Genomic DNA, 26,771 nt, shown 5'->3' on the forward strand with positions numbered 1-26,771 from the left:
AATGAATGTAAGCGGCACATAACGCCCCGGCAAGTCTTCTCCCCGCTCAAGCTTCAGCATTGAAACCGCATTTCCCACAGGCTTGAGTTTTTATTGATTGATGAGTCAATCAAAGATAAAATAAGAGCAACAGACCTGGAAACCGGACAGGGATTGAGACGATGCCGAAGATCGGGATGGAACCCTTGCGGCGGCGTGAACTGATCGACGCTGCCATACGCACCATCGGACAGCGCGGTTCGCTGGACGTGACCGTTGCGCAGATCGCCCATGAAGCGGGCGTCTCACCTGCGCTCGCGCATCATTATTTCGGCGGCAAGGACAAGCTCATTCTCGCCACGATGCGCCATCTGCTGCGCGAGCTGGGCCATGATCTCAATGACGCGGTGAAGCAGACCGAGACGCCGCGCGAGCGTATTGCAGCCATCATCGCCGTCAATTTCTCCGCCTCGCAGTTCACCCAGGAAACCATCGCCGCCTGGCTGACTTTCTATGTCCACGCCCAACAGTCGGAAGACACGCGGCGGCTTTTGCGCATTTATGCGCGCCGCCTGCATTCCAATCTGGTCTTTGCGCTGGAGCAGCTTACGGGGCGGGATCGGGCACACCGCATCGCCGAAGGTGCGGGCGCGATGATCGACGGGCTTTACATTCGTCACGCACTGGGTGCCGACGCGCCCGATGCCCAATCCGCCGTCACATTGGTGGAAGATTATATTTCTGTTCAGCTTTCGGTGGAGACATGAGTATGGAAGCGGATTTCGTCATCATCGGCTCAGGATCCGCAGGTTCGGCCATGGCCTATCGGCTGTCAGAAGACGGGCGTTATTCGGTGATCGTCATTGAATATGGCGTGCCGGATGTCGGGCCCTTGATCCAGATGCCCGCCGCCCTCTCCTTTCCGATGAATATGCAAACCTATGACTGGGGGTTTTCCACCGAGCCTGAACCGCATATTGGCGGGCGCAGCCTTGTCACGCCGCGCGGCAAGGTGCTGGGTGGCTCGTCCTCGATCAACGGCATGGTCTATGTGCGCGGCCATGCGCGCGATTACGACTTCTGGTCGGAAAGCGGCGCGCAAGGCTGGGCTTATGCCGATGTGCTCCCCTATTTCAAGCGCATGGAAAATGCGCAAGGTGGGCAGGAAGGCTGGCGCGGAACCGATGGACCGCTGCATGTCCAGCGCGGCAAGCGCGACAATCCGCTGTTTCACGCCTTCGTCGAAGCAGGTCATGAGGCCGGCTTCGAAGTGACCGAAGATTATAACGGCGAGAAGCAGGAAGGCTTCGGCCCCATGGAGCAGACGATCTACAACGGTCGTCGGTGGTCCGCAGCCAATGCCTATCTGAAACCGGCGCTGAAGCGCCCGAATGTGCAGCTCGTCAAAGGGCTGGCGCGCAAGATCGTCATTGAAGGCAAGCGTGCTGTCGGCGTGGAGATCGAATCGGGGCGCAGCTTCTCGACCATTCGCGCGCGCCGTGAAGTCATTATTGCCGCTTCCTCGATCAACTCGCCGAAGCTGTTGATGTTGTCCGGCATTGGCCCGGCAGCGCATCTCAAGGAGCACGGCATTGAAGTGGTGGCCGATCGCCCGGGCGTGGGCCAGAACCTTCAGGACCATCTTGAAGTCTATATCCAGCAGGAATGCACCCAACCCATCACGCTTTATTCCAAGCTGAACCTGTTTTCGAAAGCGAAGATCGGGGCCGAATGGCTGTTCTTCAAAACCGGTGACGGCGCGACCAACCATTTCGAATCCGCAGCATTCGTGCGCTCGAAAGCGGGCGTGGAATATCCTGATATTCAATATCACTTCCTGCCGGTGGCCATCCGCTATGACGGCAAGGCGGCAGCACAATCGCACGGGTTTCAGGCCCATGTCGGCCCGATGCGCTCCAAGTCGCGCGGCAGCGTGACATTGCGCACGGCCAACCCTCGTGAAAAGCCTGTCATCAAATTCAACTATATGTCTCATGAAGACGACTGGGCCGATTTCCGCCACTGCGTGCGACTGACGCGCGAGATATTCGGGCAAGCGGCCTTCGACCCCTATCGCGGCGCGGAAATCCAGCCCGGTGCGAAGGTGCAGACCGATGATGAAATCGACATTTTCATCCGCGAGCATGTCGAAAGCGCGTTCCATCCGTGCGGAACGGTCAAGATGGGTGCGGTTGACGATCCGTTTGCGGTGGTTGATCCTGAATGCCGGGTGATCGGCGTCGATGGCTTGCGCGTGGCGGATTCATCCATCTTTCCGCGCATCACCAATGGCAATCTCAACGGGCCATCGATCATGGTCGGCGAAAAAGCGTCCGATCATATCCTTGGTCGCACACCGCTGGCACGCTCCAATCAGGAACCGTGGATCAATCCGCGCTGGCAGGTTTCGGACAGGTAATTTTTTAGGGGAGTAAGGGAATAGGGGAATAAGGCAGTATGTCAGGTCGTGTTTTGCGCTCAAACATACTCCCTTATTCCCCTACTCTCATATTCCCTTCTTTTCGAAGGAATACACCATGAAAGCACAACCCAAAGCCTCGCACTTCATCGGCGGCTCGTTTGTGGAAGACAAAGCTGGCAAGCCGCTTCCCGTCATTTATCCGGCGACCGGCGAAGAAATTGCCAAGCTTTATTCCGCCACGCCAAGCGTGATCGAAGCTGCCTATGCGGCTGCGATGAAAGCGCAGGAAGCATGGGCGGCGCTGAAGCCTGTGGAACGGGGCCGCATTCTGCGACGGACGGCGGAAATTCTGCGCGAGAAGAACAAGAAGCTCTCCAAGCTCGAAACGCTCGATACCGGAAAGGCGCTTCAGGAAACGCTGGTTGCGGATGCGGCCTCGGCTGCCGATGCGCTGGAGTTTTTCGGCGGCATCATTTCCGGCTTCAACGGTGAATTCGTGGAACTGGGCGGTTCCTTCGCCTATACACGGCGCGAAGCGCTGGGCATTTGCGTTGGCATCGGCGCTTGGAACTATCCGATCCAGATCGCTGCGTGGAAATCCGCTCCGGCGCTCGCCATGGGCAACGCCTTCATCTTCAAGCCGTCGGAAAACACGCCGCTATCGGCCCTAGCTCTGGCGGAAGCCTATCAGGAAGCCGGACTGCCCGATGGTCTCTTCAATGTCGTTCAGGGCTTCGGTGATGTAGGTGCGGCCCTCGTCAACCATCGCCAGACGGCCAAGGTGTCGTTGACCGGCTCGGTTCCGACCGGCAAGCGCATTATGGCGCAGGCGGGCGAACATCTGAAGCATGTGACGATGGAGCTCGGCGGCAAGTCGCCCATAATCGTGTTCGACGATGCCGATCTCGAAAGCGCCATCGGTGGTGCGATGCTCGGCAATTTCTATTCGACGGGTCAGGTCTGTTCCAATGGCACCCGCGTCTTCGTGCACAAGAAGGTTCGCGAGCGTTTTGTCGGAAGGCTGGTCGAGCGCACGCGCAAAATCCGCATTGGCGACCCGCTGGATGAGGCCACCCAGATGGGGCCGCTGGTCAACAGCGCCCAACGCGACAAGGTTCTTTCCTATATCGAAAAGGGCAAGGCTGAAGGCGCAACGCTTGCCTGCGGCGGCGGCATTCCCAAGCTGCAGGGCTTCGACAAGGGGTACTTCATCGAACCGACCGTCTTTACCGACGTGACCGACACCATGACCATCGCGCGCGAAGAAATCTTCGGACCGGTCATGAGCGTTCTCGAATTTTCGGATGAGGATGAAGTTATCGCACGGGCCAATGATACCGAATTCGGTCTGGCGGCAGGCGTATTCACCGCAGACATCGCGCGCGGTCACCGCGTTATCGGCCAGATCAAGGCAGGCACCTGCTGGATCAATGCCTATAATCTGACGCCGGTTGAAGTGCCATTCGGTGGTTACAAGCAATCCGGCATCGGGCGCGAAAACGGCGTTGCAGCCCTTGCGCATTACAGCCAGATCAAGACCGTCTATGTCGAGATGGGCAAAGTCGACAGCCCTTATTGAGGGCTATATGCGCGGCGGCTTGCCCGCCGCGCATATCGATAAAATCAAATTAGGCCGCGCGATGCGAGATTGCGCATCAGATGCGACGAGCCGAACCGCCATGGGCTGCATTCGGTCGACAGGCGCACCGTGTTGGTGAGAGCGCCAAGCTGCGGGTTGGAGATGGTGACCACATCGCCGATCTTGTGCGTAAAGCCCTGTCCCGGCGTGTCACGGTCTTCGACCGGCGCAAACAAAGTTCCCATGAACAGCACGAATCCATCCGGATACTGATGGTGCTTGCCGATGGTCTGCGCAACCAGATCCAGCGGATCGCGGCTGATTTCCTTCATGGTGCTGCGGCCATTGAGAACATAGCCATCCGGTCCTTCGACCTTCAGCGCCAGTTCCGCAGAGCGCACATCTTCCATCGAATAGGTTTCGTCGAACAGGCGGATGAACGGGCCAACCGAACAGGACGCATTGTTATCTTTGGCCTTGCCGAGCAGCAGGGCTGAGCGGCCTTCAACGTCACGCAGGTTCACATCATTGCCGAGCGTCGCGCCCTTGACCTGGCCCTGGCTGTTGACCGCCAGCACCACTTCCGGCTCGGGGTTGTTCCAGGTGGAAATCGGATGCAGGCCAACCTCGGCGCCATGACCGACCGCTGACATGGGCTGGCTCTTGGTGAAGACTTCCGCATCCGGGCCGATGCCGACTTCCAGATATTGCGACCAGACGCCCTCTTCGATCAACGCCGCCTTGACGCGGGCCGCCTCTTCCGAGCCTGCCTTGAGGTTGCGCAGGCTGTCGCCAATGATTGCACCCACGCGCTCGCGGATTTTCAAAGCAAGATCGGGATTACCGGCCGCACGTTCCTCGATCACACGTTCAATCATGGAGCGGGCGAAGGTCACGCCGCAGGCCTTGATGGACTGCAGGTCGTTTGGCGCCAGAAGATGCAGCATGCTTTCATCGCCGGGTTTGCCGGAGAATAAGGTTTCGAGCGAACCGATATCCTGTCCGGCGGTTGCGCGCGCATGAGCCAGCGCATCGTCCAGTTCGAGCAGATCGCGCATTGTCGGTGCAGCTTTGGTGGTAATGTCGATGACGCGCCCTTCGCGCAAAGTCACCAGAACCGGCCCCTTGGCCGTCGGGCTCCATGCTCGCCCGACAAATGTTCCCGAGGCGAAAGTTTCATTGCTGCTCACGTTTAATGCTCCTCACCGGTGTTGTGCGCGGCACTCCAGACCGCATGCTTTTCACTGAACTCTAACCGCACTGTCATATCCGAACAGCTCTCGCGTTTCGGGTGATTATGCACTAACAGTTCAGTCAGTGTTTAAGCCATAAGGCAGCGAACATATTTGCGCAAAGCAAAAAACGCGGTGACGGTCATCAACCGCACCGCGTTTCTCTAATTCAGACTTAATTGGTTACGACAGGCGCGCCACGACATCCGCCAGCGAAACCTGCCAATTCGGCATCGCCCAGCCAAATGTCGTACTGAACTTCTCCGTCGAAAGACGCGAATTGGCAGGGCGCGCCGCCTTTGTGGGATAGTCTGCGGTGGCAATATCCGTCACTTCGGCGGTTGGGCCACCATGTTTTGCGCTTTCAGCGAAAATCCTGCGCGCAAAACCGCTCCAGTTGATGTCGCCCGTACCAACAAGATGATAGACGCCATAGCCAGCAAAATCCGGCTTTGCCGCCAGATGATCCGCCACGCGGATGACCGCTTCAGCAATATCAAGCGCGGAAGTCGGATTGCCCCACTGGTCGGAAACGACCGACAGGCTGTCGCGGGTTTCAGCGAGACGCAGCATCGTCTTGACGAAATTCTTGCCAAACGGGCTGTAAACCCAGGCCGTGCGCAGGATGATATGCCGCGGATGCGCCGCGGCAATCAGCCTTTCACCTTCAAGCTTGGAGCTGCCATAAACACTGCGAGGACCGGTTGGATCAGTCTCGACATAGGGCCTATCGCTATCGCCGGCGAAGACATAATCCGTCGACAGATGAATGACCGGCGCACCGCATGCCTTCGCCGCTTCGGCGACAGCAGCAGCACCAGCCGCATTCACCGCCAGAGCGATTTCCGGCTCATCCTCAGCCTGATCCACAGCCGTATAAGCCGCAGCCGAAACGACGACATCGGGCTTGGCATCGACAATCGCCTTGCGGATCGTTTCGGGGTCAGCCAGATCGAGTTCCGGCCGCCCAAGAGCAATCACTTCAAGATCCGGGCGCTCTGCGGTCTTTTCCAGAAGGCTCTGAACGACCTGCCCTTCCCGTCCGGTGACGAGTATCTTCATACGGCACCTGCTTTGGCCGCACCACCGCCAAGACGCTCACCGGCATAAGTGCCGCTGCGGATTGGCTCCCACCACCAACCATTGTCGAGATACCACTGAATGGTCTTCTCAAGGCCGGTTTCGAAGGTTTCCTGTGGGGTCCATCCGAGATCACGCTCGATCTTCGAGGCATCGATAGCGTAACGGCGGTCATGACCCGGACGATCCGTTACAAATGTAATTAGGTCGCCGTATTTCTTGCCATTGGCGCGCGGGCGCTTCTTGTCGAGAATTGCGCAGATCGTTTCCACGACATTGAGATTGGTGCGTTCCGAGCGTCCGCCGATATTGTAACTTTCGCCGATTTTCCCGGTCGTCGCGACCAAAGCCAGCGCGCGGGCGTGATCCTCAACATAAAGCCAGTCGCGCACATTCGCCCCTGCCCCGTAAACCGGCAGTGGCTTTTCATCGAGCGCGTTCAGGATGACAAGCGGAATGAGCTTTTCCGGGAAATGGAACGGCCCGTAATTGTTCGAGCAGTTCGAGAGAACCACCGGCAAACCATAGGTTTCGTGCCATGCGCGGACCAGATGATCGGAAGAAGCCTTCGATGCCGAATAGGGCGACGATGGCTTATAGGGCGTTTCTTCCGTGAAAATGCCGCTGTCGAACGGCAGATCGCCGAACACTTCATCGGTCGAGATGTGGTGGAAGCGGAAGTTCGACTTGCGCGGTTCCGGCAGTTCGCGCCAATAAGCGAGAGCGGCATTGAGCAGGCGGAACGTGCCGATGATATTGGTTTCGATGAATGCCGCCGGACCGTCGATGGAACGATCAACATGGCTTTCGGCAGCCAGATGCATGACGACATCGACATCATTCGAACGCAGGGTGTCCAGAATGAGATTATCGTCGCAGATATCGGCCTGCAGGAAACTGTAGTTCGGGTGGTTTTCGATCTGACGCAGCGATGCGAGATTGCCCGCATAGGTCAGCTTGTCGAGATTGAGAACATTGACCTTCGGGTCGGCGGCCAGATGACGGCATACAGCCGAACCGATGAAGCCTGCACCGCCAGTGACGAGAATATTCATATCATTCCTCAAGCAAAAACTTCTGCATCGGCGAAAAGCGGCGCTTTCTGATCCTTGTCGGAGAGCTGGACGCCCGAAGAAGGAAGCGGCCACTCAATACCGATAGCCGGATCGTCAAAACGGATTGAGCGATCATGTTCCGGCGAATAATAATCCGTAACCTTGTAGATGACCTCGGTGTTCTCAACGAGCGTCATGAAACCGTGGGCAAAGCCCTTGGGCACCAGAATCTGGTTCCACTTTTCTGCTGAAACTTCCAGCGCGACCCACTTGCCGAATGTCGGCGAGCTTTTGCGGATATCGACAGCGACGTCCAGGATCGCCCCGCGAATTACGCGGACAAGCTTGTCCTGCGCACGCGTCGGCAACTGGTAGTGAAGACCACGAACCACGCCCTTCGCTGCCGAAAAAGAGTGATTGTCCTGCACAAATTGCAGATCGATCCCAGCCTCGGCAAATGACTTGGCATTGTAGGTTTCCGAGAAGAAGCCGCGGTCATCGCCGAATTTACGCGGGATGATTTCGAATACTCCATCCAGACCAAACGAGCGAACTTCCATTATTTATTTCCTAGTTCGTTTACACGGCGGCGCAGATAGGCCGCATATTCGGTTTTACCCAGTTTGCCAGCCCGTTCCAACACGGCATCGCCCGAAATCCAGCCCTTTTCCAGACCGATTTCCTCGGGGCAGGCAATCTTGATTCCTTGGCGCTTTTCGATTGTGCGCACGAATGACGACGCTTCGTGCAGGCTGTCATGCGTGCCGGTGTCGAGCCAGGCATAGCCGCGTCCGAGCTGCTGCACATTCAGTTCACCGCGCTCAAGATAGATATTATTAACGGTCGTGATCTCCAGCTCTCCGCGTTCGGACGGCTTGATCGAATGGGCGATATCGACAACCTGATTGTCGTAGAAATAGAGCCCAGTGACCGCCCAATGCGACTTCGGCTTTGCAGGCTTCTCTTCAATCGATAAAGCCTTGCCCGTCGCCTTATCAAAATCCACGACGCCATAGCGCTCAGGATCATCGACGTGATAGGCGAACACGGTACCACCTTTCGTCGCGGTTGCCGAAATCTCGCAGAGCTTGGACAGGCCGTCGCCGAAATAGATGTTATCGCCGAGAATCATCGCGACGCTATCATTACCGATGAACTCGCGTCCGATGATGAAGGCTTCGGCCAGACCATTGGGATGCGGCTGCTCAGCATAAGAAAAATTCACGCCAAACTCGCTGCCATCGCCCAAGAGCTTCTGGAATAGCGGCAGATCCTGTGGCGTCGAGATGATCAGGATATCCTGAACCCCCGCGAGCATGAGAACGCTCAGCGGATAATAGATCATCGGCTTGTCGTAAATCGGAAGGATTTGTTTAGAAACGGCTATTGTGAGAGGATATAGCCGCGTACCACTTCCTCCAGCCAGGATAATGCCCTTCATGTAACTTCCCTTAACAACATTGGAATGCTGGCTATTGCCCTAGCACTTTGACCATGATTTGGCGACGGAATACGCAAAGAAGCTTGTAGGCAAGTTTTTTTTGGAATACCGAACCATTATGCTGCCTTGAATAGCGAGCGACAAACGAACAACATTCATGATTATTGATTGTCAAAAAAGCGATAATACTACAACGCGAGTGACCGGGATTATCGTCACATTCAATCCCGATGTTGAGCCGCTAAAGAAGTTAATCGGCGCTGTCACTCCTCAACTAGGCCACCTCATTGTCGTGGACAACGGACCCCACGACGATCTCGCGCTCATTTTGAAAGATCAGCCCGATATTGAACTGATAGCACTCGGTGAGAATTTCGGTATCGCAAAGGCGCAAAATGTCGGCATCGAACGCGCCAAGGAAATCGGCTCTGACTATGTTCTTCTTCTCGATCAGGACAGCATTCCTGCCCCGAACATGGTGGCCGAGCTTCTGAACGTAGCGAAAACACTGGCTGCAAAAGGCATTCACGTGGCAGGTGTCGGCCCTTCCTATATCGACGCCCGGCAAGGAGAGGCTGCAGCCTTCGTATATCTGGATGGGCTGAAGCTGAAGCGTCGCGAACGGAAGCCCCTTGATGCGTTTGTGGAAACCGACTTCCTCATCGCCTCTGGCTGCCTAACGCCGATAGAAAGCTTCGACGCCGTTGGCCTCATGGACGAAGGCATGTTCATCGATTACGTCGATATCGAATGGGGTTTGCGCGCACGCGAAAAAGGCTACTATTGTTTCGGCGTTTTCGATGCCAAAATGGAACACACGCTTGGAGACCAGTGGATAAAGTTCCGCGGTCGACGTATCCCCGTTCATAGCCCTCTCAGACATTACTATCATTTCCGCAATGCCGTCTGGCTTTGCCGCCGACCATGGCTGTCTTTTTCGTGGAAAATTGTGCTTCTCTGGCGCCTAATTCGCCAGTATCTCTTTTTCACCTTTTTTGTCCCGCATGGAATGCGCCACGCGAAAATGATGACGCTGGGTCTGTGGCACGGCGTCATCAACCGAATGGGTCGAAAGTAACGCCTTGATAGAAACCGCTGCCCGGCAAGACTTGAATAAAACCCAGATGCTCACGATTTCAATCGTGACATTCAACCCGGATTTAAACGAGTTTCGCGCCACGCTTGCAGCGCTTGCAACTGCTTTAGCCCCCTTCGATCCAACATCCGTTGTTATCACTATCATCGACAATTCGAGCCAAGATAGCGTCTCTGCAATTGTTGAAGAGCAGCTCCCAGGCTGGCCGACGCGTGTTTTTCATGGGCAAGGTAATGTCGGCTTCGGTCGCGCGCACAATCTGGCTCTGTCGGATATGAGCGAGTTTCATCTCATCCTTAATCCCGACATTCAGATGGACCATCTAGCCTTACGCAATGCCATCGACTTCATGCAGGCACATCCCGATTGTGGACTGCTTTCACCGCGCGCCTTCTGGCCAGACGGCAAACGTCAGTATCTGTGCAAACGTTACCCTGCGGTTTTTGATCTCCTGCTCCGTGGTTTTGCACCGAAAAGCATTCAGAGTTTTTTCGATAACAGATTGCAGCGATACGAAATGCGCATGGAAACCCAGAATGAACAATTCTGGAATCCACCTATCGTGAGCGGGTGCTTTATGCTGTTTCGTCGTGACGTACTCGTGAAGACGGGTGGTTTTGATCCCAGGTATTTCCTCTATTTCGAGGATTTCGATTTGTCCGTGAGAACAAGCCGCATCACAAAGATAGCGTATGTTCCCAGCGTCGAAATCGTCCATATGGGCGGCCACGCGGCAAAAAAAGGCCATTGGCATATATGGCAATTTTTGCGATCTGGTTTAAAGTTTTATAAAGATCACGGCTTTCTTTTCGTCTAAAATTCGACACTTACTTATTCAACATTGCAGCGATACTTTCTAACGAGACCTCACCACTCGCATATAGGCGCGTTATGTACTTTAACTCTAAATCGTTCATGCCTTCTGACCATATTCGCCTTTCGGCATGGTTAGAACATGCTCCTTTTGTATTTTGGCTGGTAGATACTTTGAGACCACGAAGTGTCGTGGAACTCGGCACCCACAACGGATTTTCGTTCCTTTCTATGTGTCAAGCCGCCAAGGCTACAGGATTGAGAACACAAATCTACGCGATTGACACCTGGGAAGGGGACGAGCACGCTGGATTTTACTCATCTCAAATCCATGATTCACTGAAGAGTGAACTCCAAGCCCGATATCCTGACATTGGAGTCATGATACGGTCCAGATTTGATGATGCCAGGCCACAATTTAAAGACGGATCAGTAGATTTACTACATATTGATGGTCGGCATAGATATGAGGACGTAGCAGAAGATTTTGAGACTTGGAAAAGCTCATTGTCTGATCGCGGAGTCGTGCTTTTTCACGACACACGCGTTCAGCGTTCTGATTTTGGCGTCTGGAAATTTTGGAAAGAGTTAGAAGCGCAGTACCCAGCGTTTGAATTCTCTCACGGCAACGGCCTTGGTGTTCTGATGGTGGGAACGAAGGCTCCCGGGCTTCTTTCGGATGTTAATAACGCTAATCCGGAAGAAAAGCTTTTAATCCAGGAGCTATATGCACGCCTAGGCTATTTAAATTCTGTCCTTTTCAATGCCGATAGAACGGCTAGCGATTTTGTCAGCGCCATTGAACAAGCCGGTCTCACCGCTGACGAAACGAAGAAACTCCGCACCAGCAACGCGTTTGAGCTCGTAAAGGCACTCCAGCGCAAGAATTCTGATGAAATAAAGCGTATTTCTGAAATACGCGACAGACAATATGACTGTCTAAACCGCGAGCACACACGACTAAAAGCGATCTCTGATGAAGCTAAAGCAGATTTAATGAGATCTGAGACTGAAAAGAACACTCTTCAGGAAGAAATCCATCAGGAGCGTCAGAGATATGAGAATGAAAAGAACGCGCTTCAGGAAGAAATCGAACTTGAACGCCAGAGATATGAAGATTTGCTCTCATCCAGAAGTTGGCAACTAACTGCGCCTTATCGATATGTTGGTCGCCAAAGTCGACGGACGGCACATGTAATGCGAACTCTGCCCAGCATCATTAGCCGTGCTGGAGGCTTCAAAGCCATTACTTCCAAGGCGCTGGATACGTACAAAACCGAGGGGCTTTCCGGTCTCAAGCGACGTTGGCGCCGCGCCAATGTCCCTGGAAACCAGGTGCAGGTTTCCTTGGACGGAAAAATCGTCGATAGAAATGATTATTTCGAATGGATACGCTTATACGGTTCGCTGGATCAATCTGATCGAGACAGGATTGGTAAAAGCATCGACAGCATGCTGGTGAAACCCACAATTTCCATCATTATGCCGGTGTATAATGCCAATTTGGATTGGCTGCGAGAAGCAGTCGATTCCATACGGAAACAGCTTTATCCCAATTGGGAGCTATGCATCGCAGATGACTGCTCACCCAACCCCGACGTCAGACGAGAATTGGAAGCTCTTCAGAAAAGTGACCAACGTATCCACGTCATCTTTCGGGAAAAAAACGGACATATTTCAGCAGCTTCAAACAGTGCCATGGAAAGCGCCACAGGCGATTGGTTGGCACTGATGGATCAAGACGATCTTCTTCCAGAAGACGCTCTGTATCATATTGCCTATACGATCAATTCCAACCCCAAAGCTCGGATTATTTATTCCGATGAAGACAAGATTGATGAAACTGGCAGGCGTTTTGATCCCTATTTCAAATCCGACTGGAATCCGGACCTTTTCCTATCGCATAATATGGTCAGTCATTTAGGTGCCTATCAGAGAGACCTAGTACAGCGGATAGGCGGCTTTCGTGAAGGTTTTGAAGGGTCGCAAGACTATGATCTAGCCATGCGAGTGATTGAGACGCTTAGCCCTGAACAGATCGTCCACGTCTCGAGAATCCTTTACCATTGGAGAAGCCACTCGGACAGCACTGCGCAGGCAGGCAGCAACAAGAATTATGCTCTGCTTGCGGGGCAAAAGACACTCGATGACCATTTCGAGCGAACTGGTGTTGCCGCCAAGGCCGAATTGCTGGATTTTGGCATGTATCGAACCCACTATGCACTACCAAATGATATGCCGCTGGTCAGCTTGATCATACCAACCCGCAACGGACTTTCCCTCATCAAGCAGTGCATTAATAGCATTGTCGAGAAAACCACCTACACCAATTATGAAATTATCATCGTCGACAATAACTCCGACGACCCCGATACACTTGCTTATTTCGCAGCGATCAAAGATGACAAGCGGATTAGAGTTCTGCGTGACGAGCGCCCGTTCAACTATTCCGCACTAAATAATGCTGCGGTGGAACAAGCCAAAGGTCAGTATGTCGGCCTCCTTAACAATGACATAGAGGTCATTTCGCCAAATTGGCTATCCGAGATGTTAAGCATCGCATCTCAACCGGGCGTTGGTGCTGTTGGAGCGAAACTCTGGTATCCAGATGACACCCTTCAGCATGGAGGCGTCATTGTTGGCTTAGGAGGAGTTGCTGGGCATGCACACTCCCGTATTAAGCGGACCGAGCTTGGTTACTTTGGACGCGCAAGCTTGATCCAAACCCTGAGCGCAGTGACTGCAGCCTGTCTCGTTATTCGCAAGGACATTTACAATGAGGTTGGTGGGCTTGATGAAGTGAATTTAGCCGTTGCATTCAACGACGTCGACTTCTGCCTTAAAGTTCAATCTGCGGGATATCGAAATATTTGGACGCCTTTTGCAGAGCTATACCATCATGAATCAGCAACCCGCGGATTAGATGACGCGCCCGAGAAAAAAAGACGATTTATGTCAGAAGTCCAATATATGAAAGAAATCTGGAATACCGATACCTGGAAAGATCCGTCCTACAATCCCAATCTAGCGCTAGATCAGTCTGACTTTTCGTTGGCTTGGCCACCGCGATTTTAAATCGCCAAGAATTAGATTATAACGCCACTTGCGGATTCAATTGTAAGCATTATGGCTTACCTATTTAGCCGATTTGCCACTTCGCGAAGCCGGTTAAGGCTTCTCGACGCTCTGAGTGAACCGTTGTAGTGGTACTAATACTACGTCATTTTGTGGGACGTGTGGTTGAGAGAGCCCCTCTTTGGGAACCACATGTTCATATCTATTGAAAGCGTGATTGAACGCAGTATCGTCTAAGTCACTGAAAAAGCGTTTAAAAAACTTTTGTTGTGGCGACAGTAGAACGTGATTTATGGCTGGAATGCCTGCACCATTGATTGTCGCTCCATACACACCTGGCACAACTGCCCAGCCATTTGGGTTAGTCTTCGCGTCTGCACGCAGTTTTGCCAGAAAGTCTGAGTTAGGCAGATTAAAGATCGGATAAGCCTGCTGTAACGGGTTGAACGTACCGAACGTTACTAATCCAGATATTGTCGCTCCTACAAACAGAGCAACCTCCGGCTTTTTTGCCAGCCTCATTTTGCTCATTATTAAAACGCCGATAATGCCAAACGGAACAATTGCTATCCAATCGAACCAGCTGCGTTTGAGTGCGCGAAGCGGCGTGACCTCGTAAACAGAACTCGTCATTGCAAAGCCAATCTTTGACGCCAACCACGCCCCTATCAAAATGGCGCAGAAAGCCGAAAACCGCAGCCAAGAGAACGAAAAACCAATAATGGACGATAAAACGACCAAATAAATGGTCAGGAAAAGTCCAAAACCCCAAACCATTCTGGTCCCAGGCACATTCGTCCACATTAGAAGACGCCCGTACTCCGCAGGTATAGGAAAGACCATCCAAGAAAACATCATCGATAGTCCAATGATGGCTATAATTACGTTTTTTACATTCCCTCTTACGTAATCAATAGCTTTACCAAGATTAACAAAACAGAGGAAAATCAAAGGTATGAGAGTGGACACAACCGCGACTTCGCATTCATTCGAGTTAGGCAGAAACGTCGCGAATTGCGTTGTTGTAAAAAATGGTAATATATGAGCGATAATGCGAGAACCCGATACTCCACCTCCGCTCGCCAATCGTTGGCCTGGATATTCTGTGGCTTTCATAATATTAATTATCTCGCCAAAATATAGATAAACTGTAGCGGCAGCCGAGAGCATTGCGACTATCGCAATGAACGCTCCCTTTACGCAGACCAAATCACGGCGGAATACGAGCAAAAGAATAAGGAGCGCAAATCCGCCTGGAATAATGAACGCCGGATAAAAATCCGAGAATATCCAAGCGGCTATCGCCCAATAGAGAAGAAGAAGCTTTTTAACGGGATTGATATTCCACAAATAAATTACCAAAGGCCACGGCGCGAACGCAAACGTTGCCGCATGGCTTGTCCACCACACCTGCGTAAAATGTGATGAATACAGAGCCACAGCACCTAAAAAGGAAATTAATGCGCTGGCTCCGAGCATGCGTGCCAATAACGTATAGCCGAGTACACAACTCACCCATAGACATGCGAAATACAGCGAAAATGCTGTTGCAGGCGGGAAAACCCAAAACCCCCACAACTGCGGCTTAAATATCAACGACCAGTCCAAAATTGGAAGCGGCCAAACCGCCTTAAGTGACTCTTGATATGGTGAAATAACGTCCGTTACGCCACCTTGCCCCAAAACTGCTATTTGAAAATACGGGGTCAACACCGCCCATTCGTCGGATCGGATTGCCCGAGCCTTTCCAAACAATGGTTTCGAATCAATTCCGAAATTTTGAAGCGCTATTGAGTAATGAGAAGGCGTGAGCCCCAACAATACATAAATTATCGCCACCAGCACGACGCAAACCGTCAAAACCTTCAATGCCGTTTCGTCGTTGTCCAAAGCTTGCATTCTTTTCAAACTCATCAAGCTGCCTCGTGGGTATACACTTGTATATCGGCGAACAAAACACGTTCACATCGCGAGCACTTTCCACTAAATCGACAAGATATCAATGGGCACCCACGCCCGGCCAAATTCCCCCGTCACACCGCAAGCTCCTTCTTGCGCTTTCTTATTAGCTCACGTATCTCTTGAGCAAAAAGCGAGGCTAATGTGCACATTGCCGTGGTAATCCCAGCGTTTAAAGCGCAAAATACAATTGCGGACGTGATTGGTAAGATCCCGAATGCAGTAAAAAAAATATACGTTGTTGATGACGCAAGCCCTGACGATACTTATCATTCGGTTGAAGCATTAAATAATAATAGAGTAACACTTCTTCGGCACGCAGATAACAAGGGCGTCGGTGGAGCAATGATAACCGGCTATAAACAAGCCTTCCAAGATGGCGCTGATATAGTTGTAAAAATTGATAGTGACGGACAAATGGACCCGTCTATATTAAATAAATTTACAAATCCGATACAGAGCGGATTGGCAGATTACACAAAGGGAAATCGCTTTTATTATCCAGATGATATCCAGGAAATGCCATTTATTAGACGGGTAGGAAATTTGGGCCTATCATTTATTACTAAATTATCCAGCGGATATTGGGACCTCTTCGATCCAACGAATGGATATACAGCATTACATAAAGACGCATATGAATTGCTACAAATCGATAAAATAAGCCAACGATACTTTTTCGAAACGGACATGTTGTTTCGGTTGAACATAATTGGCGCCGTGGCGGTGGATATTCCCATGAAAGCCGTCTATGGCAACGAAACGAGTCACTTATCTTCTGCCAAATCGTTGGTTGAATTCAGCATAAAACATTTACTCCTTTTGACCAAGAGAGTTGCTTATAAGTATTATTTACGAGACTTCAATGTCGGATCCATAGAGCTTTTATTCGGAACCGTTTTGTTTTCTTTTGGTCTTATATTTGGATTGATAAAGTGGCTTGATACATGGCAGAGTGGAATACCAGCAACTGCGGGCACCGTAATGGCGGCAGCACTGCCGATCATTTTAGGGTTTCAGTTACTTCTCAACTTCGTCGTAGTTGACAGTACTTCAAGACCGAATATTCCGCTTCAAAAGAGAAAGTAATGGATTATATTTTCGTTCTGATTTGCGTTGTTTTTTTGGCAGCTGGGCAACTTTTATTCAAGAAAGTCGGCAGTCAGCTATCAGGTATCACTTCGTTGATACTCGATCCAAATGTTCGTATCTTTTTTTTCTCCGCTTTAGCGCTTTACGGCATTTCCACCTTGCTGTGGATATGGGCACTCAGAACGCTTCCTCTTTCCAAAGCCTATCCATTTATGGCCTTGGGATTTCTCATCGTGCCCATTGCCGCCTACTACGCTTTTGGTGAACCTCTTACGTATAAGCATCTCGTCGGATCATGTGTCATCGTTGCGGGTATCTTTATAATTTCTGCAGCTTAGCTATTCAGCCCCATTATATGATCACTGACTGCACTGAGCCTGACCTGCTGCCTCATGCTGACTCGCCGCGCCTGCGGCGTCGACCCGTTCACCTGGCTAAGCCACGTGCTTACAGAGTTGCCGCAGCGGGACGAAGCGTAAGCCCACGGTGAAGGCCGTCTTGCGATGACGGCCTGCTGACTGCCAGTCCTAGTGGTAACACTAGGAGTAGTCATATGACGAAGCATCCAATTGAGGTGATCACGTCCGTGGAGCGCCGTCGGCGCTGGTCACGCGAAGATAAAGAGCGCCTCGTCGCTGCCTGCTTTGAGCCAGACGCGGTAATCTCCGAGATTGCCCGCGCGGCCGGCATCCATGTCAGCCAGTTGTTCCGTTGGCGCAAAGAGCTTTGCCGGATCGAGGAGCCAAGGTCTGATACGGCGACTTTGGTGCCGGTGATCGTATCCGAGGCCGCTTCGACAGTCTCTCCCGTTCAGCTGGAAGCGCCCACCACATCCCACCCTCGTCGGAAGCGCAGCGATGTAACGATCGAGCTCGGCCGGGGCCGTCGGGTCCGTGTGGATAGTGATATTGACACGGACGCGCTTGGCCGGATTCTCGATTGCGTGCTGGGGCTGCGATGATTCCGGTTCCTGTGGGCGTGAAGGTCTGGTTGGCGACAGGCCATACCGATATGCGCAAGGGCTTCCCCGGTCTGTCCTTGATGGTGCAGGAGGTGCTGAAGCGCGACCCGATGTGCGGTCACCTGTTCGTATTCCGTGGCCGAGGCGGCGGCCTGATCAAGGTGATCTGGCATGACGGCCAGGGCGCTTGCCTGTTCACGAAGAAGCTGGAGCGTGGCCGCTTCATCTGGCCATCAGCGGCCGATGGCACGGTGGTGATCACGCCTGCGCAGCTCGGTTATCTGCTGGAAGGTATCGACTGGCGGATGCCGCAAAAGACCTGGCGGCCGACGTCGGCCGGATAAGCAAAAACACTGGAATGATGGGGTCAAATATGATTCCATCCTGTCATGAGCGACGCGACCGAAGAGCTTCCGGACGACCTTGCCAGTGCCCTTGCACTGCTGGCCCAGGAACGCGCTCGACGTGTTACAGCCGAAGCAGAAGCGGCAACCGCCAAGGCAGAAGCCGCCAGTGCAAAGGCACTCGTATCGCATTCCGAAGCGCTGATCGCTCGGCTGAAGCTGGAGATCGACAAGGTCCGCCGTGAACTCTACGGCAGCCGGTCCGAGCGTAAGGCGCGGCTCCTGGAGCAGATGGAACTGCAACTCGAGGAATTGGAAGCGGACGCCGGTGAAGATGAATTGGCCGCGGAGATCGCAGCCAAAGCCTCAGCCGTCAAAGCCTTCGAGCGCAAGCGCCCATCACGCAAACCGTTTCCTGAACATCTGCCGCGCGAACGCATCATTGTCGCCGCTCCCACGAATTGCGCCTGCTGCGGATCGGCTAAACTGTCAAAGCTCGGTGAGGACATTACCGAGACCCTGGAGGTCGTTCCGCGCCATTGGAAGGTTATCCAGACGGTGCGAGAGAAGTTCACCTGCCGCGAGTGCGAGAAGATTACGCAGCCACCAGCACCCTTCCATGTGACGCCCCGCGGTTTTGCAGGGCCGAACCTGCTGGCGATGATCCTGTTCGAGAAGTTTGCCCAGCACCAGCCGCTCAATCGCCAGAGCGAGCGCTACGCCCGCGAGGGCGTCGACCTCAGCTTATCGACGCTGGCCGATCAGGTTGGAGCATGTGCCGCGGCATTGAAGCCCATTCACTCCCTGATCGAGGCGCATGTCCTTGCTGCCGAACGTCTGCATGGTGATGACACAACCGTGCCGATCCTGGCCAAGGGAAAGACCGATACCGGTCGCATATGGACCTATGTCCGGGATGACCGACCATTCGGCGGGCTCTCACCGCCGGCCGCCCTTTATTATGCCTCGCGGGATCGACGGCAGGAGCATCCGGAGCGCCACCTGAAGACCTTCACCGGCATTCTGCAGGCGGACGCCTATGGCGGCTACAATCCGCTGTTCAAGGTTGATCGCGATCCCGATCCGCTGACCCAGGCGCTCTGTTGGGCACACTCGCGGCGCAAGTTCTTCGTGCTCGCCGACATTGCCGCAAACGCCAAGCGTGGAAAGAACGCCGCGCCGATCTCACCCATGGCGCTCGAAGCTGTCAAACGGATCGACGGCCTGTTTGATATCGAGCGGGAGATCAACGCTCTTACGGCCGATCAACGCCTGGATCGTCGCCGCAAGGAAAGCCGGCCGCTCGTTGATGATCTTCAGGCCTGGCTTCAAACCGAGCGGGCAAAACTCTCACGCAGTTCCCCGGTCGCCGAGGCGATTGATTACATGCTCAAGCGATGGGACGGCTTCACGTCATTCCTGGACGACGGCCGGATTTGCCTGACGAACAACGCCGCCGAGCGAGCGCTCAGAGGCTTTGCGCTCGGCAGAAAGTCGTGGCTCTTCGCCGGATCAGACCGCGGTGCAGATCGTGCAGCCTTCATGGCCACGCTAATCATGACGGCAAAGCTCAACGACATCGATCCCCAGGCGTGGCTTGCCGATGTCCTTGCCCGTATCGCGGACACGCCGATGACCAAGCTGGAGCAACTGCTTCCTTGGAATTGGACGCCTCCGACAGTCAACGCTCAAGCGGCCTGACCTGCGGCCTCCACCGGAGGCTTACGACGAAGCGGCCGAAATCGGCGACCTTTTGCCATTCAACTTCTCCAAGACAAATACCTGTTGGTTTCCACGCAATCGCGCAGACCGATTTCGGCAGGCCTGCCAGCCTCGCGTTGATTGTGGGGCTGATCCGTGCTGGATAACGGTAAGCGCGATTTTCGATGCGCATTGACGGCTGTGGCACCGCTAGAGCCGCCTGGCATCGGTAGCGATATCCGGCTCCGTTAGGCGGCGGAGGTTTTCGAGAAGTTGATCGGTAGCAGGTCGCCGATGTCGGCGTCGTCGTCTCGCTGCGGCAACTCAGTGAGCACGTGCCGCAGCCAGATCAGAGGGTCGACGCCACAGGCGCGGCATGTCAGCATCAAACTATAGATCACTGCGCTGGCCCTGGCTCCGTCAGCAGTGTCGCTGAACAGCCACGATTTTCTTCCAGTCGCAAAAACTCTGATGTCACGTTCCAGAATATTGTTATCGATCGGCATCCTGCCGTCGCTGGTGTAACGCGTCAGGTAATCCCATTGGTTCAGGGTGTAGGACACAGCATCGCCGAGCTTGGTATCCGGTACGACCTTCGGCGCGATGTTATCGAGCCAAGTCTTTAGAGCGTTCAGGACAGGCAAGCTGTGCTGTTGCCGGAAGCGGTAAATGCACTCTGCCTGCGTTTCACCGGCGTCGGGCTTTATCTCGCGCGCCTGCCTTTCGATCCGGTAGAGCTGCTCGAAGAACCTGAGAGCCTGCTCCGGCGGGCCTCCGCCATTCTTTCTCGCCTTGAGGGCATCAACGAAGCGCCGCCTGGAGTGAGCCATGCATCCCACATGGGTTGCGCCATTCAATGTGCGCCAGGCTGTGTAGCCATCGCTCACCAGTATGCCGCGGTAGTCACCAAGGAAGGTCTGCGGGTGGATCTGGCCGCGCCCCGGCCGATAGTCGAGCAATACGATTGGCTCGTCACTGTCCTCGCCGCTGCGATAGGCCCACATGTACGATGTGCTGGTGGCCTCCTTGTCCTTTTCCTTCAGGACCTGAACCGTCGTCTCATCGCCATGAATGAGAGGCTGTAATCTGAGCCGCAGTCTCAGAGCATCATAGATGCGGTGCAGATGCTTCTCGCTTGAGCCGATGACCCAGTGAGCGAGAGCGCCGCGGCTGATCGGAACCCCAGCACGCTCGAATGTTTGCGCCACGCGGTAGAGCGGTGTCTGGAAGCTCGACAACATCGCCTTCCTCGCTGTCATCCTCGACCGCAGCCTCTTCGGCCTCGTTGAAGAGACGGTCAATGTGCTTTTCGCTGCGCGGGGCAAAGCGATGCAGCTTTGCCAGTGCCAGCTCCTCTTCCAGCTTGACGACCCGCCGCGAGAGCGCCTCTTTCTCAGCTTTGAGCGCAGCGATTTCGGCAGCATTGGCCGCCAACTGCGCCATCAGCTCTGCAACGCTTGGTTCGCCGGTTTGACTCATCAGATTCTTGAATCTGAACCGCTCCTTTGCGTCAATAGCTCAATTCGCCATCCTCAGCCGGCGATCTGATATTGCCGCACCGGATGGCGGATCATCGCATCGATATCGATGCCATCGAGGATCCAATGCAGCTGCTCTGTCGTCAGCGTCACCACCGCAGTCTCTCGGCGGGGCCATCGGAACCTGTCTTCCGTCAATTTCTTCAGGACCATCACAAAACCGGACCGATCAAAGAACAGGAGCTTCACCCGGTCGCGACGGCGATTACAAAAGGCAAAAACCGCAGGAGCAAAGGGATCCAGCGCCATTGTCTCCTGGACCAGGACCGCAAGGCTGTTGATGCCGGCCCGAAAGTCGATCGGCTCACGATGCAGGTAAACCTTGAGATCAGCGCCAAGTCTGAACATGACCCAGCGCTCCTATTATTGCTCCCAACCCATCGACATCACTGCATTCCACCGTCACGGTCACCCCGTTCGGCAGTGAAGCGCTCAGCTTGGCCGCACAAGACAGCCTCTTGATGCTTTTATCCAAGCTGCTGCGCTGCACTGGCAGGCTCCGATCGGGACAGACCTGAACCGGAACGAACGCCGGACCCGCAGGCACAGGATGACCAGGCCGCTTGGCCCTCTGTATCCATTTCCGCAGGAGATTGACATTAACGCCGTGTTCAAGCGCAAGCCGCGATACCGAGACCCCCGGTTCAAGACAGGCTGCAACAAGACGATCTACCGAAGCTGGGTCATATCGACGTCGTCCGTCACTACCCACAAGCCGCACCCGCAGTCTTTGCTCATCTTCTTCCATGATTTGGTGTCCACCTATTTTGGTGGACACTTCATGCCTGAGAGCACTACGCTTCAGAAGGTGCGCAGAAATTCGCGCTTACGGATAACGGTATGTCCACGCCCCCTCAATCAGCGCCCGGCGCGCCCGGGCATTACCGGCTTTGGTGATCCCTCCACGTCTGACCCGCTCACCGGTTGAGCTTTCTGTAGGGACGAGTCCGAGATATGCCATCAGCTGCCGTGGGCTGTCGAACCGACGGACATCTCCAATTTCGACCACCAACGTCACTGCTGTCATGATCGCAACCCCTCGCATCGCCTGGTACGCGGCGACCACTGGGGCCATTGACCACGAGGCAGAAGTCTCCCCAATCAGTTTGTTCAGTCGATCAAGACGAACTCCGGCACCCTCAACAGCCTGACAATGTTCGGCGAGCAAAATTTGATGCGCGGGATGATCGAACGCTTGAGATGCCAGCCCCGTCCATGCGCGCGGGTCCAGGCTTTCCGTCCCGTATAATATCGGCCATGGCGGAGTAAAAACGAATTGAGTTGTTGTCGCGCCTGCTTTTGTGCCTCGAAAGCCGCGTCGCGGGCACGAACCATGTCGCGAATTGCTTCATGAGCTTCATCCGGCACCCAGACAGGTGTCAATTCGCCAGCTCGATGGAGCCTCGCAAGACTGATAGCATCGCGACGATTTGTCTTCACGCGATCACCAGCACGCTTTGGCACCAATGACGGCGCGACTACACTGCATTCGTGACCTAATTCAACGATTTGCCTATAGAGGCCGTACCCGGTAGGGCCCGCCTCATAGCAGAAGTGAAGCTTTACCCCGCGTTTAGCCAGCTTCTTGACCAGTGCTGCTACAGAAGTTGGTTCCGAGGATATGTCGCCCAGAAACCGCACCTCGCCATTGCGCTCGCCTTCGGCAATCGCCACCGAAATCTTCAACTTTGATGTGTCTAGGCCGATGAAAGCTGCGTGCTCGCTTGTCATGTCTTCCCTCGCTGGTCCGTAGGTCGCCCTGGCCAATTCCAGAGCCCACACAATCTACAGCGTGGGTGAGCGGCCCTCACCAACGAACATACGGTCTAGTGTTACCACTAGGACTGGCAGTCAGCAGGCCGTCATCACAAGACGGCCTTCACCGTGGACTTACGACGCTCATGATCAAACCACTTCCGCTCTAACGGACGACGGCATCGATGATGCTCAGACAGATGCTGGCCGACGCACGCAAATCAGCCGCAAAATGGCAAGAATTCCTCGAATGCTTTGTCGATGACGAAGATATCGTTGCCCGCGTCAAGACATATTCTCCACGGTAACAATCGGGCGGTTACGCCTGGAAGCTCATGGTGAGCGGAGAAAGATACCGGCGAGAAGAAGGGCAGACGCAGACAATATAGCAGATTGGCCATCTCTGTGAGCAAGATAAGATACTCTTATCCAAAGTAAGCTTTCAGTACTTCGTTAGGACTCCCGTCCATTTTTACGCGCCCATGTTCTAACCATATAATCCTGTTACAGTTTTTCTCAAGTAGGGCTTTCGAATGGCTCGCGAGAACCAAGATATGAGTTGTTTCAACGAGCTCTCTCATGCGTTCGTTAGCGCGTTCTTTAAAATCTTCATCGCCGGTTGATAGCCACTCATCCATAATCAGAATTTCGGGGCGTATAGCGGTAGATGTTGCAAAAGCTAGTCGCATTTGCATTCCAGAAGAGTATGTTCTGAACGGAACGTCAAGAAAGTCACCTAATCCAGAAAACGTTTCAATTTTTTCTATGTTCCGAGCAAGTTCTTTTGGATGGACCCCCATCATCGCTGAACGGAGCCGGATATTCTCTCGCCCCGTGGCTTCGGGATCAATACCTAGATTGATATTGATTAACGAAACACATTTGCCGTCAATCGTAGCGCGCCCTTGAGTTGGAGAAAAAATACCCGAGAGCACGCGCAGTAGGGTCGTTTTGCCGGAGCCGTTATGTCCTATAAGGCCGATCCTATCACCATCCCCTAAAGTGAAGGACACATCATCCAAGCCCCGAATAATAACGAGCCCGTCACGTCGTTGCTCGACTTTTCCCCCAGTAGCAATATTGAGCATACGATTCTTCAGCGAGCGATTTGAAGCGTTGTAGATAGGAAATTCAACGCTCACATTTTCAAGTTTGATTGAGCTCATTTTATAACCAGTACGGTACGCGCCAGCGATACTTGCCGAAAAATACAAGTGCAAAGCTCCATCCAGCGAGTGCTAATCCTAATGCGATTAGCCAACTGGAGAACTCAGGAGCGACCCCAAATAGAGGTGAACGAATTAGCTGCATGAAGTGATAAAATGGATTCAATTCGAAGATCAATTTGGATGCATTTTCCGGTAGCGTTTTTACTGTCCAAATAATAGGCGTAAGGTAAAAACATATTTGCAGAATGTTTGTCACAATCTGAGTCATGTCGCGAAAACGGCAGCATAAGGTAGCTAGAACGAGCATCATCCAAGCCAAATTCAGAACCACCAACAAAAACCCCGGGAAAGCTAAAAAAGTATAATAGTTTAGTTGCCGCCCCAAAATCAAACATAGAATTGGGAATATGACAATGTTATGGAAGAATATAATAATATTCTTCCATATTGTGCGCATTATGTGCGTAAAGAGGGGCAATCTCACTTGAAGTATTATGCCGGAAGCCCCGCTGAATGTCGTACAGCCCTCCGACAACGCTGAAGATATCAACCCCCAAATAATAACACCGGCACACATGTGCGGAAGATAATCCGCCATGTTTGACCGAAATAAAGTGCCAAAAATGAGGCCAAGAGCTCCGATGTAAACGGCCATGTTAAGAGTTAGCCAAAACGCGCCAACTCGTGAGCGACGGTAACGTTGGGCAATATCTTGCCAGCCAAATATCAAGGCAATCCGAAATGCAGTAAGTGCATCCTTAATGTCACGAACCGCGACAGCCACTCCGCTTGCCGGTTCTGCCGCCATCGTTGTATCGCGAGCAATTTCGCTCTTGTGGATAGTTTCGCTTGTCATCGCTCAGCACTGTATGATTTGGAATCTGTCATGGTTGACTGATGTCTCATGTTTTTTACACGAATGGTAGGCCAAAATGCGACTGAGGCTAGCCGTTGATGCGCAAAACCATAAAACGAGAACGGTCGATTTGATGAAGCAGCTTCCGTGCTATTCCTGTATTTTAGAGGCTGTTTTGAAAGTACCTTACCGCCAGAACAACCGACAGAAAAAATACAGCCAAAAAGAGCGCAAGTGGGAAGCACTTTAAGAGCCAACGGTATACTCTAGTGCTCAATGGAAGGGAATAATCTGCCGCCAGCCGCTCACCTTTACTTAAAGTGATTAAAGCCGACGTGTAAAAACCTAAGAACAAGACAGGAACAGCATTTTGCAAAAATAAATCAGTCAATCTTATTTAATCCATAATGGCTTGAACCATTTATGATTATAAAGGGTTCAATACAGCTTATCAAGGCACTGATTTGGTACGTCGTCTGAATAGCTCCGAGTTTCGTAGACCCTCTCGGGTAAGATTTCCTGCTGCTTCTCTTCGGCTCGCCACCGACGTGGGGGCGTGGCCCAGTATTTTCATTCGCGTCGTCTACCTCAATCTCAAGACAAGTCATTAACGACTTCGCTAAAGACGTGTCTTACGTCGCGAGGCCTTTAACAGGCGGTAGCAATCGGTCGTTACCTTTCATCTCCTTTGTCCAGTGTCGGTAGCCGCCTCGAGGATCGACAATGTCTAAACGCCAAAGACCTTCTGTGAGCGATGGGGTGCAAAACCGCACTGAGCCCAAGATTGGACCGCCGGGAATTAGAATTTTCCGGCTCTTATGCCAATTGAGGTGCACCCCGAATTTGGACCACGGAGAACTGGAATTTTCCGGGTTTAAGGCTCAAAGCGGCGGGGATGCCGTTGAGCCATTCATAAGCGAAATCGGCACCTTATTGCCAATGGCGCTATGTGGCCGGAATTCGTTATACAACACGGCGACAAAACACCCACGGGACCGAAGTTCGCGAGCTTTTGTATCCGTGGCATCCCTGGTCCGGGCGATTTGTTCACGTCCATGAGGCGCTGTCGAAGGGGACGCATATTTTCCGCTGCAGCCTTTCTGGTTCTTCTTCTGGCCGACATCTTGAAGTCCCAGCATGGATGTTCGACCGTTCCTTGAGCGGATATTGGCGCAGCCTGCCGGTTCCGCACGTCGATCTTGCAGCCCTCCATGTTTTGGCAAAGTTACTGGACGACGCTGATACCTCATCGCAATCTGGGGGAATGAGCGCAGCATTGATCTCTCACGAAGCGAGTCGGAGAGATGTCCATGCCAAATCAACCCATGACATATCAGTTCGATCTATTCTTGAACCCGCGCCAAAAGGCGCTAGCAGGAATGCCGCAATGGCCGGAGTTACCGGAGGAGACCCGTCAAGCGCTGACGGGGCTCATCGTACGGCTATTCATCGATCACGCAAACTGTCGGCACGTCTCCCAGCAAAAGGAGGCCGGTCATGATACATGAGAAGATCGGCCGACATCATCTTGAGGTGCACCCCGAATTTGGACCACGGAGAGCTGGAATTTTCCGGGTTTATGGCTCAAAGCGGCGGGGATGCCGCTGAGCCATTCATAAGCGAA

At 53.2% G+C, this 26,771-nt stretch carries 21 protein-coding genes and 3 pseudogenes; 12 read left to right on the forward strand and 12 right to left on the reverse strand.

The genetic code is table 11. The annotated features are described in order from the left end of the window. Nucleotides 1-161: 161 nt before the first annotated feature. The 3 genes from betI to betB all read left to right on the forward strand — a co-directional run bounded on the left by betI (nt 162) and on the right by betB (nt 3,980). Nucleotides 162-746, forward strand: coding sequence for a transcriptional regulator BetI (gene betI, locus FHW03_RS24130; protein WP_182522976.1), 585 nt, complete (start codon nt 162-164; stop codon nt 744-746). A gap of 2 nt (nt 747-748) precedes the next feature. Beyond that, a complete protein-coding gene (gene betA / locus FHW03_RS24135; protein WP_182522993.1) occupies nt 749-2,398 on the forward strand; it encodes a choline dehydrogenase in 1,650 nt (549 codons plus the stop codon). Between the two features lie 118 nt (nt 2,399-2,516). Continuing rightward, the gene (betB, locus tag FHW03_RS24140; RefSeq protein ID WP_182522977.1) at nt 2,517-3,980 is read left to right on the forward strand and encodes a betaine-aldehyde dehydrogenase; all 1,464 of its coding nucleotides are present in this window, start codon (nt 2,517-2,519) and stop codon (nt 3,978-3,980) included. A gap of 44 nt (nt 3,981-4,024) precedes the next feature. Here the strand turns inward: betB and FHW03_RS24145 are convergent, their stop codons facing one another. The 5 genes from FHW03_RS24145 to rfbA form a co-directional block, all read right to left on the reverse strand. Beyond that, nucleotides 4,025-5,170 carry a fumarylacetoacetate hydrolase family protein gene (locus FHW03_RS24145; RefSeq protein ID WP_182522978.1) on the reverse strand — a complete coding sequence of 382 codons (1,146 nt, stop codon included), beginning with the start codon at nt 5,168-5,170 and terminating at the stop codon, nt 4,025-4,027. A gap of 225 nt (nt 5,171-5,395) precedes the next feature. Beyond that, nucleotides 5,396-6,274: a dTDP-4-dehydrorhamnose reductase gene (rfbD, locus tag FHW03_RS24150; protein WP_182522979.1), complete on the reverse strand. Its 879-nt coding sequence runs from the start codon at nt 6,272-6,274 to the stop codon at nt 5,396-5,398. Beyond that, nucleotides 6,271-7,347, reverse strand: a complete 1,077-nt coding sequence (rfbB, locus tag FHW03_RS24155; RefSeq protein ID WP_182522980.1) for a dTDP-glucose 4,6-dehydratase — start codon at nt 7,345-7,347, stop codon at nt 6,271-6,273. The genes rfbD and rfbB overlap by 4 nt, the downstream gene beginning before the upstream one ends. Before the next feature lie 8 nt (nt 7,348-7,355). Continuing rightward, entirely contained in the window at nt 7,356-7,907 is a 552-nt protein-coding gene (gene rfbC, locus FHW03_RS24160; protein WP_182522981.1) for a dTDP-4-dehydrorhamnose 3,5-epimerase, read from the reverse strand. Further along, entirely contained in the window at nt 7,907-8,788 is an 882-nt protein-coding gene (gene rfbA, locus FHW03_RS24165; protein WP_182522982.1) for a glucose-1-phosphate thymidylyltransferase RfbA, read from the reverse strand. The genes rfbC and rfbA overlap by 1 nt, the downstream gene beginning before the upstream one ends. Before the next feature lie 157 nt (nt 8,789-8,945). Between rfbA and FHW03_RS24170 the strand changes: the two genes are divergently transcribed. The 3 genes from FHW03_RS24170 to FHW03_RS24180 all read left to right on the forward strand — a co-directional run bounded on the left by FHW03_RS24170 (nt 8,946) and on the right by FHW03_RS24180 (nt 13,772). Next, a complete protein-coding gene (locus FHW03_RS24170) occupies nt 8,946-9,866 on the forward strand; it encodes a glycosyltransferase family 2 protein (protein ID WP_210277411.1) in 921 nt (306 codons plus the stop codon). Nucleotides 9,867-9,870: 4 nt separating this feature from the next. Further along, on the forward strand, nt 9,871-10,701 hold the full coding sequence (locus FHW03_RS24175; protein ID WP_377515650.1) for a glycosyltransferase: 831 nt from the start codon (nt 9,871-9,873) through the stop codon (nt 10,699-10,701). A gap of 188 nt (nt 10,702-10,889) precedes the next feature. Further along, entirely contained in the window at nt 10,890-13,772 is a 2,883-nt protein-coding gene (locus FHW03_RS24180; protein WP_182522983.1) for a glycosyltransferase, read from the forward strand. Nucleotides 13,773-13,865: 93 nt separating this feature from the next. Here FHW03_RS24180 and FHW03_RS24185 read toward each other — a convergent pair whose 3' ends face one another. Continuing rightward, nucleotides 13,866-15,686, reverse strand: a complete 1,821-nt coding sequence (locus FHW03_RS24185; protein ID WP_182522984.1) for a hypothetical protein — start codon at nt 15,684-15,686, stop codon at nt 13,866-13,868. Nucleotides 15,687-15,875: 189 nt separating this feature from the next. Between FHW03_RS24185 and FHW03_RS24190 the strand changes: the two genes are divergently transcribed. The 6 genes and pseudogenes from FHW03_RS24190 to FHW03_RS24215 all read left to right on the forward strand — a co-directional run bounded on the left by FHW03_RS24190 (nt 15,876) and on the right by FHW03_RS24215 (nt 19,829). After that, nucleotides 15,876-16,820, forward strand: a complete 945-nt coding sequence (locus FHW03_RS24190; RefSeq protein WP_182522985.1) for a glycosyltransferase family 2 protein — start codon at nt 15,876-15,878, stop codon at nt 16,818-16,820. Further along, the gene (locus FHW03_RS24195; RefSeq protein ID WP_182522986.1) at nt 16,820-17,161 is read left to right on the forward strand and encodes an EamA family transporter; all 342 of its coding nucleotides are present in this window, start codon (nt 16,820-16,822) and stop codon (nt 17,159-17,161) included. Before FHW03_RS24190 ends, FHW03_RS24195 begins: the two co-directional genes overlap by 1 nt. Nucleotides 17,162-17,209: 48 nt before the next feature. Then, nucleotides 17,210-17,302 (forward strand): annotated as a pseudogene (locus tag FHW03_RS24200) (transposase domain-containing protein); the annotation flags it as partial. A 74-nt stretch (nt 17,303-17,376) separates the two neighbouring features. Next, a complete protein-coding gene (locus FHW03_RS24205; RefSeq protein ID WP_104680309.1) occupies nt 17,377-17,784 on the forward strand; it encodes an IS66-like element accessory protein TnpA in 408 nt (135 codons plus the stop codon). After that, nucleotides 17,781-18,128 carry an IS66 family insertion sequence element accessory protein TnpB gene (tnpB, locus tag FHW03_RS24210; protein WP_182522987.1) on the forward strand — a complete coding sequence of 116 codons (348 nt, stop codon included), beginning with the start codon at nt 17,781-17,783 and terminating at the stop codon, nt 18,126-18,128. The genes FHW03_RS24205 and tnpB (FHW03_RS24210) overlap by 4 nt, the downstream gene beginning before the upstream one ends. A 45-nt stretch (nt 18,129-18,173) precedes the next feature. Beyond that, nucleotides 18,174-19,829, forward strand: a complete 1,656-nt coding sequence (locus FHW03_RS24215) for an IS66 family transposase (RefSeq protein ID WP_182522988.1) — start codon at nt 18,174-18,176, stop codon at nt 19,827-19,829. Between the two features lie 248 nt (nt 19,830-20,077). Here the strand turns inward: FHW03_RS24215 and FHW03_RS24220 are convergent. The 6 genes and pseudogenes from FHW03_RS24220 to FHW03_RS24245 form a co-directional block, all read right to left on the reverse strand. After that, nucleotides 20,078-21,308, reverse strand: a pseudogene (locus FHW03_RS24220) (IS66 family transposase). A 53-nt stretch (nt 21,309-21,361) separates the two neighbouring features. After that, entirely contained in the window at nt 21,362-21,715 is a 354-nt protein-coding gene (tnpB, locus tag FHW03_RS24225; protein WP_113489922.1) for an IS66 family insertion sequence element accessory protein TnpB, read from the reverse strand. Next, nucleotides 21,696-22,115 carry an IS66-like element accessory protein TnpA gene (locus FHW03_RS24230; RefSeq protein ID WP_182522989.1) on the reverse strand — a complete coding sequence of 140 codons (420 nt, stop codon included), beginning with the start codon at nt 22,113-22,115 and terminating at the stop codon, nt 21,696-21,698. The genes tnpB (FHW03_RS24225) and FHW03_RS24230 overlap by 20 nt, the downstream gene beginning before the upstream one ends. Nucleotides 22,116-22,196: 81 nt before the next feature. Next, a pseudogene (locus FHW03_RS24235) lies at nt 22,197-23,098 on the reverse strand (IS110 family transposase); the annotation flags it as partial. A gap of 449 nt (nt 23,099-23,547) precedes the next feature. Then, entirely contained in the window at nt 23,548-24,288 is a 741-nt protein-coding gene (locus FHW03_RS24240) for an ABC transporter ATP-binding protein (RefSeq protein WP_021587417.1), read from the reverse strand. A 1-nt stretch (nt 24,289) separates the two neighbouring features. Beyond that, entirely contained in the window at nt 24,290-25,147 is an 858-nt protein-coding gene (locus FHW03_RS24245; protein WP_182522990.1) for an ABC transporter permease, read from the reverse strand. Nucleotides 25,148-26,771: the final 1,624 nt, after the last annotated feature.

Origin of the sequence: Ochrobactrum sp. RH2CCR150, assembly GCA_014138095.1 — a bacterium.
GTDB classification, from domain to species: domain Bacteria; phylum Pseudomonadota; class Alphaproteobacteria; order Rhizobiales; family Rhizobiaceae; genus Brucella; species Brucella gambitense.